At 47.0% G+C, this 5,987-nt stretch carries 3 protein-coding genes; 2 read left to right on the top strand and 1 reads right to left on the bottom strand.

All coding sequences use genetic code 11. The annotated features are described in order from the left end of the window. On the top strand, positions 1 to 2,284 hold a 2,284-nt coding region (locus VN105_RS04640; protein ID WP_325638403.1), incomplete at its 5' end, for an ATP-binding protein. Here the strand turns inward: VN105_RS04640 and VN105_RS04635 are convergent. After that, positions 2,265 to 2,912 carry a response regulator transcription factor gene (locus VN105_RS04635; RefSeq protein ID WP_325638401.1) on the bottom strand — a complete coding sequence of 216 codons (648 nt, stop codon included), beginning with the start codon at positions 2,910 to 2,912 and terminating at the stop codon, positions 2,265 to 2,267. The genes VN105_RS04640 and VN105_RS04635 overlap by 20 nt on opposite strands. Before the next feature lie 692 nt (positions 2,913 to 3,604). Here VN105_RS04635 and VN105_RS04630 point away from each other — a divergent pair. Beyond that, positions 3,605 to 5,987: right-handed parallel beta-helix repeat-containing protein (locus VN105_RS04630; RefSeq protein WP_325638399.1), on the top strand; the 2,383-nt coding region annotated here is incomplete at its 3' end.

The following is a 5,987-nucleotide window of genomic DNA, read 5'->3' as shown; positions in this document are numbered from 1 at the left end:
TAGCAACTGCTATCAGCTGCAGATAGAAAGGGGCGTTGGGATACGCAGTTCGGTAGTGATGCAGGATTTCAATTTTCGCCAGAGCTATATTAAGACGATCTACTATGATCAGCCTAACAGCCGCGTTTTCCTCGGTAGCTCCACAAAGGGCTTATATATCGGAACCAGGCAACAATTTACTGTGCGTAAAACTGATATTCCGGGAGCAGAAGTATTTTATGCCCAGGCTCCCTTTCCCGGGAACGCCGTGGTAACAGCTGCCGGGCTTATGTTTAACCAGAAAGGGAAATTCAGCTGGCTGCCGTTGTCGTTCAATAAGGAAAGCACGCTGGAAAAATATACACTGGCCCGGGATAAACAGGGAAGATACTGGGGAAGGGATGGAGTTGCATTAGTTACCGTATCACCGGACTTCAGGCAGGTATTGCGCAAAGTTGAATTGCCGTTTCTCATTGGCCAGGTATACGCGGACCAGGGAGGAAACTTATGGGTGGGCGGGAAATATCCGGGGCTTTATTATATAAAAACAGCTAACCCCCGCCTGGCATTACAGTCGCTCCCCGCCGCCGTTAGCGATGTAACCTATATTAAAGAAGGGAAGCCGGGAGTTTTATGGGTAGGTACCAGTAAGGGACTGTACCGGGTACATTTGCCTTCGGGGCGTACTGATACGATCAAAGGGCTGGAACAGGGAAATGTAAGAAGCATCTATATTCCCACACACGGGGAAGTTTGGATCACCACTTATGACCGGGGCGTTTTTCTTTACCACAACGAACGGTTGGCGGCGCTGCCGCAGGACCGGCAGCGGTATATGGCTACCACCCATTGTATTACAGAAGATGACCAGGGTTATTTCTGGCTCACTACCAACAAGGGATTATTCCGGATCAGGCGGCAGGATGCCATTGATTTTGCAGAGGGAAGACAACGGGATTTATATTATTATTACTTTGGGAAAGACCAGGGCTTTAACACGAACGAGTTCAATGGCGGCTGCGAGCCCTGCTCCATAGAATATGAGGATGGAGATATTTCCCTGCCATCGCTGGATGGATTGGTGCAGTTTACACCGTCTGCTATCCGGATGGAAATGCCGGATAAAGGCATTTATATAGACTGGGTGGAACATAACCTGAAACCAACCGCCGCCTCCGCACAATTTAACCTGCCCAATAATTTCCAAAGCTTCCGGTTTCATATCAGCTCTCCCTATTTTGGCGACCCCAGGAACCTGCAGTTTTATTATTCCCTGGAAACAGGAGAAAAGCCGGAAGAGCAAATATGGCTACCTGTGAGCAGCGACAGAACAATCACGTTTTCATCTTTACCATCGGGCGATTACCGTGTCCGCATCAGGAAGCTGAAGGGATTTGGAAGAGATCAATATACGGAGAAGGTGATTGCTATTCGTGTGCAGAAAGCATTTTACGAAGAAGGATGGTTCAGACTGGCTGTATTGCTCGCTTTAATCTGCCTGGTAGTGTTGTTTTACAAGATACGCATCCGGCGTATCCGGGAAAAGAACAGGCAGCTGGAATTAAAGGTAATGAGCCGTACCCGGGAGCTGGAGGAAACAATGACCATACTCCAGGATTCGGATGAGCAGCTCCGTAAGCAAAGTTTTATGCATAAGCGTTTGCTGGCTGCCATTACCCATGATATTAAAACGCCGCTGAAATTTTTGATCAGGGTAAATAAAGATGAACCATCATCCGGAGTGCTGCAGGAAAAGGAAATAAAAACCGTGACCTATGATAGTCTTTACCGCATGCATCACCTGGTAGATAACCTGATACATTACATGCGGATTTCCTTCCTCACCGGCGATTTTTCAGAAGAAACAGTAGACATAGGCCGGTTAATGGAAGAAAAGATGGAGATCTTCAGGCCGGTATCGAGTTCAAAGGAGATACAGATCAGCAATAGTATTCCGGGGGGAATGACCATAGTAATTAACAAGCAGCTGCTGGCAGTGGTGTTACATAACCTGTTAGACAATGCGGTAAAATATACTGCCAGGGGAGGCGTAAAAATAAGCGCTGAAAAAGATGAGCAGGTGCTTACCATACATTTGCTGGATAGCGGTTTCGGTATGCCCCCGGAAGTGAGAGACTGGATCAATCAAACCGGAAATGACAGCATGGGAAATCTCAGCAATGCCGGGATAGGGCTTATCCTGGTAAAGGAACTGCTCCCGCTGATAAAGGGCAGGCTGTTTGCTTATCCGGGCATCGACGGAGGTACCGGTGTTTCCCTGCAGCTCAGGCTAAATGACTGGTAGTCTTATACATTTGTGCTTTTTCGATTAAGGCGATCACATTCTTTACGCCTACTTTTTCAAAGATGCGCGTTTTGTAAGTGCTCACAGTGGTTAACTGCAAATGAAGTATTTCCGCAATTTTTATCAACGGAAGTCCTTTTGTAATCAGGTTCATTACTTCTATCTCCCGCGGAGAAAGCACTGTAAAAGGATTATTGCGATGTTCCTGCTGCCCTGTAAATTTACCGATCAGTAATTCTCGGACTGCCCTGCTGATATACTTTTCTCCCATAAGCACGGTATTGATGGCTGTTCTGAAATCTTCGTCGGGGGAATTTTTCTCGATATAACCATCTGCGCCTGCCTGGAGATAATTAAGGGCATACAGTATTTCATCGTACGCAGAAAAAATCAGTATCCTGATACCTGGCTGCCTCAGCTTCACTGCATCTATCATTTGCCGGTTGTTTCCACCGGGCATATTGATGTCCAGTATCAGCAGGTCGAAGGATTGGCCTTCAATAAGGAAAATGGCCTCATCAAATGTTTTTGCTTCGGTAATAAGCATCGCGTCGGGCATTGAGCATAAAACCTGCTTCGTGCCAAGTCTTACAATAGAATGGTCATCTGCTATTAATATCTTTCTCATTCAGGCTTCAGGTTAGGGAATCGCGGGTACATAGTTTGTCGGCCCTAAAATAGTATTTTTTTTCAATGCTGGTATTTTTTACTAGATAAAAACATTAAGATAATGATTACTCCAAAACCGGAAAGCTGCTGCGTTCCGGAAAACCCGGCTGAGATGGCAGTTGATAAGAATGACCGGAGAAGTATTATAAGTGCGGCTGTGACAATATAAATACAGCATAGTTACACTTCATGGTTATTACTGCCACTAATATCTTTATATGGTGCCTGGCGTTAGTTGCATGTAGTGTAAATACTACAGTGACATTGAATTAAAACGACAAAAGTGTAGCCATGATTTATCTATTTTCGCTAAACAGTTTGTTCCGTTGAGTCATGTGAACATCCTGCGAAGTTTAGGACTGAAATAAATATTACCCATATCCTTTTTTGTCATCATAACGTTTTCCTATGGAAATTTTTACCCAATCACCGCAAAATGCGGGCCTTACAATTGCGTACTGGTACAAATCCCGTCAATTATGAGCCATGTGAAGCTTCCGTTTACCCGGTACCGGCTGAATAATGCCATGTACCGGTTCTAACAGGCAACCATATCTGTATATAAGCATATAAAGGTTCTCAAAGAATCTTTCCAGGCTTGCTGTGCGTCATAGCAGACAGGCCTCCTCATTACCCAAAGTTTATTGCATTATGTCCCTCTTTAATGTTACGAAATCCGGACCGAGATTTTTCAGCAAAGGCTGCAAACGTTTGTTGCTGGCCCTGTTTGGGATGATGGCAACTGTTGCCGCAACGGCAAACAGCTTCCCCGTTACCAATACCAACGACGCAGGACCGGGTTCATTCCGGCAGGCGATCCTGGATGCCAACGCAGCGGGCGCCGGCCCACACGAGATCGTGTTCAATGTGCACGGACAGATCACGCTGGCCTCTTCCATGCCCACCATTACGGTAAAGAAGCTGACCATCGACGGGCAGAACAGGATCACGCTGTATTCCACTGGCGCCAATTCCGTTATTAATCCTTTTGTGATCAATGCGGACAGTGTAACCATCCGGAATTTTACGATCCAGAATAACGGGGACATTGATGTGGACATATCGCCGAACAGGACAGGTATAACGATTGAGAATATACGCTCTTTCAGCACCGTTGGGAACTTCCTCAATTCATTTATGAGGGTGCAAGGGGCATCCACCGGTTTAACGGTAAGGAATATTTATTCCACAGATGTAGAACCAACCAACAGCGCCGCTCCACATATCGGGCGGGCTTTTTATTTTACGGGCGGTATGCAGACCAACCTGGTGATGGACAATATCCAGCTCAGCACCGCCAATAATACCCGGGGCGCTGAAGGGATCGTGTTCAGGGATGCAGGTGTAAACGGGTTTACGCTGACCAATAGTAATGTCAGCGGTTTCCAGAACGGTATTGTGCTTGATAACACTACCGGTGCTGTGGAAACGGCTAATAATGTGCTGTTCAGGAATGTGGTTTTAGATAGCTTATGGAGCGGGGTGTCGCTGGGTATTTACTGCGACTATCCGGCTACCAATTTTGAGATCAACAGGACCACCGTAGATATGGATGTGATAGGAACGGATGATGACGGGGACTACGCCATCCGTTTCGACAATACTGCAAACGGCATCACCCTTGACTCTATCAACATAATTGAAAATGATATTTATAACGTATGGTTCAATGGCGCTGCCAGCAATATTACAATCAGTAATGCCTCGATGGGAACTCCTGTGCCCGGACTTTACCCTACCACGTCTTATATAAGATTTGAAGGTGTTGCAAGTAATGTTAACATTAGTAATTCAGTACTGGATGGGGATAAGGCAGGTAACACGAATGATGCGGACCATGGGATCTATTTCCTGAGTACGGCAACAGATGTGACCATCAACAATGTTACCATAAATAGATTTGACGTTGGAGGACTGGTGGCAGGCGGAGCGGCGACTAACTTCCAGGTAACCAATTCAAAATTTAACTATAATAATGATGGGATTGGAATCGCCGGGAACTTTGCACGCAGCAATGTAGATATTATCAACTCTTCCTTCCGCAACAGTGTGCGGTCGGCTATTGTGCTTAATGGCGCCAATGCCGTTTCTGATTATGACCTGACAGGCGATACGGTAGTGAACAGCACCAGCCACGGTATCTGGTTTTACGGTGGGGCCGGCGTAACGGATGCACAGGTGACCGGTTGCGTAATACATGATAACGGTGGGGCAGGTATAAATAATGACGCACCTAATAAGGTAATCATCAGCAATAACTCCATTTATAATAATAGAGGTCTGGGTATCGCGAATCCAGCCGGTAACTGTACGTATACGGCTGCTGCCGGCAAGGCGCCGGTATTGGTGTCGTCCACCGCGCAGGGAGCGGGCAAGTACCAGTTACAGCTCACCATACCTAATATAACGGCCGGTGCGCAATACACGATAGATATTTATGCCAGCGATCCCGCTACGAGTAAAACGAGCGGGCAATATTATGTTACTACCTTAACAGGATTATCTGCCGGCACTTCAACGCAAACAATCACTTACAATACAGGGCCCGGCGCCACCGGCCTCGGTTTCTGGACAGCCACACTTCGCATTCCCGCAAATACCTGCGGAACATCGGAGTTTGGTAACAGCATGCCAATGACCATTCAGGGCCCTGCTGCAGTGAGCAACGGCATCCTTGCATGGTACCGGGCCGACCAGGCTGTGAATGGCATTAACTGGGGAGATATTTCTGGTAATGCCAACCACATGGTCCCAACAGGAGATCCGGACAATACCACCGGCATGGTCAACTTCAACCCCGCTATTTATTATGATGGTAACGACGCACATCTGGTGCCCGCTTCGGCAGGCGTAACAGGTGCTTATTCTATGATGGGCATGTCCCAGCTGGAGGGTTCCCAGACCGGCCGCCTCTTTACCAGTTCCACCGGCAATAAATTATTTGGCACACATGCTTCCCTGGAAAACCGGCTGTTTGTAGAAGCCTGGCTGAATACCGGTAATGCCGTTACTACAAAAGGCAAGCTTTATTCTT

The organism is Chitinophaga sp. (genome assembly GCF_035564935.1).
Classification (GTDB): Bacteria; Bacteroidota; Bacteroidia; order Chitinophagales; family Chitinophagaceae; genus Chitinophaga.
This window is presented reverse-complemented; position numbering and strand designations above follow the sequence as displayed.

Excerpts from the sequence above, each read along its gene's own strand:
- VN105_RS04635 (WP_325638401.1), bottom strand. The coding sequence starts at position 2,912 with ATGAGAAAGATATTAATAGCAGATGACCATTCTATTGTAAGACTTGGC.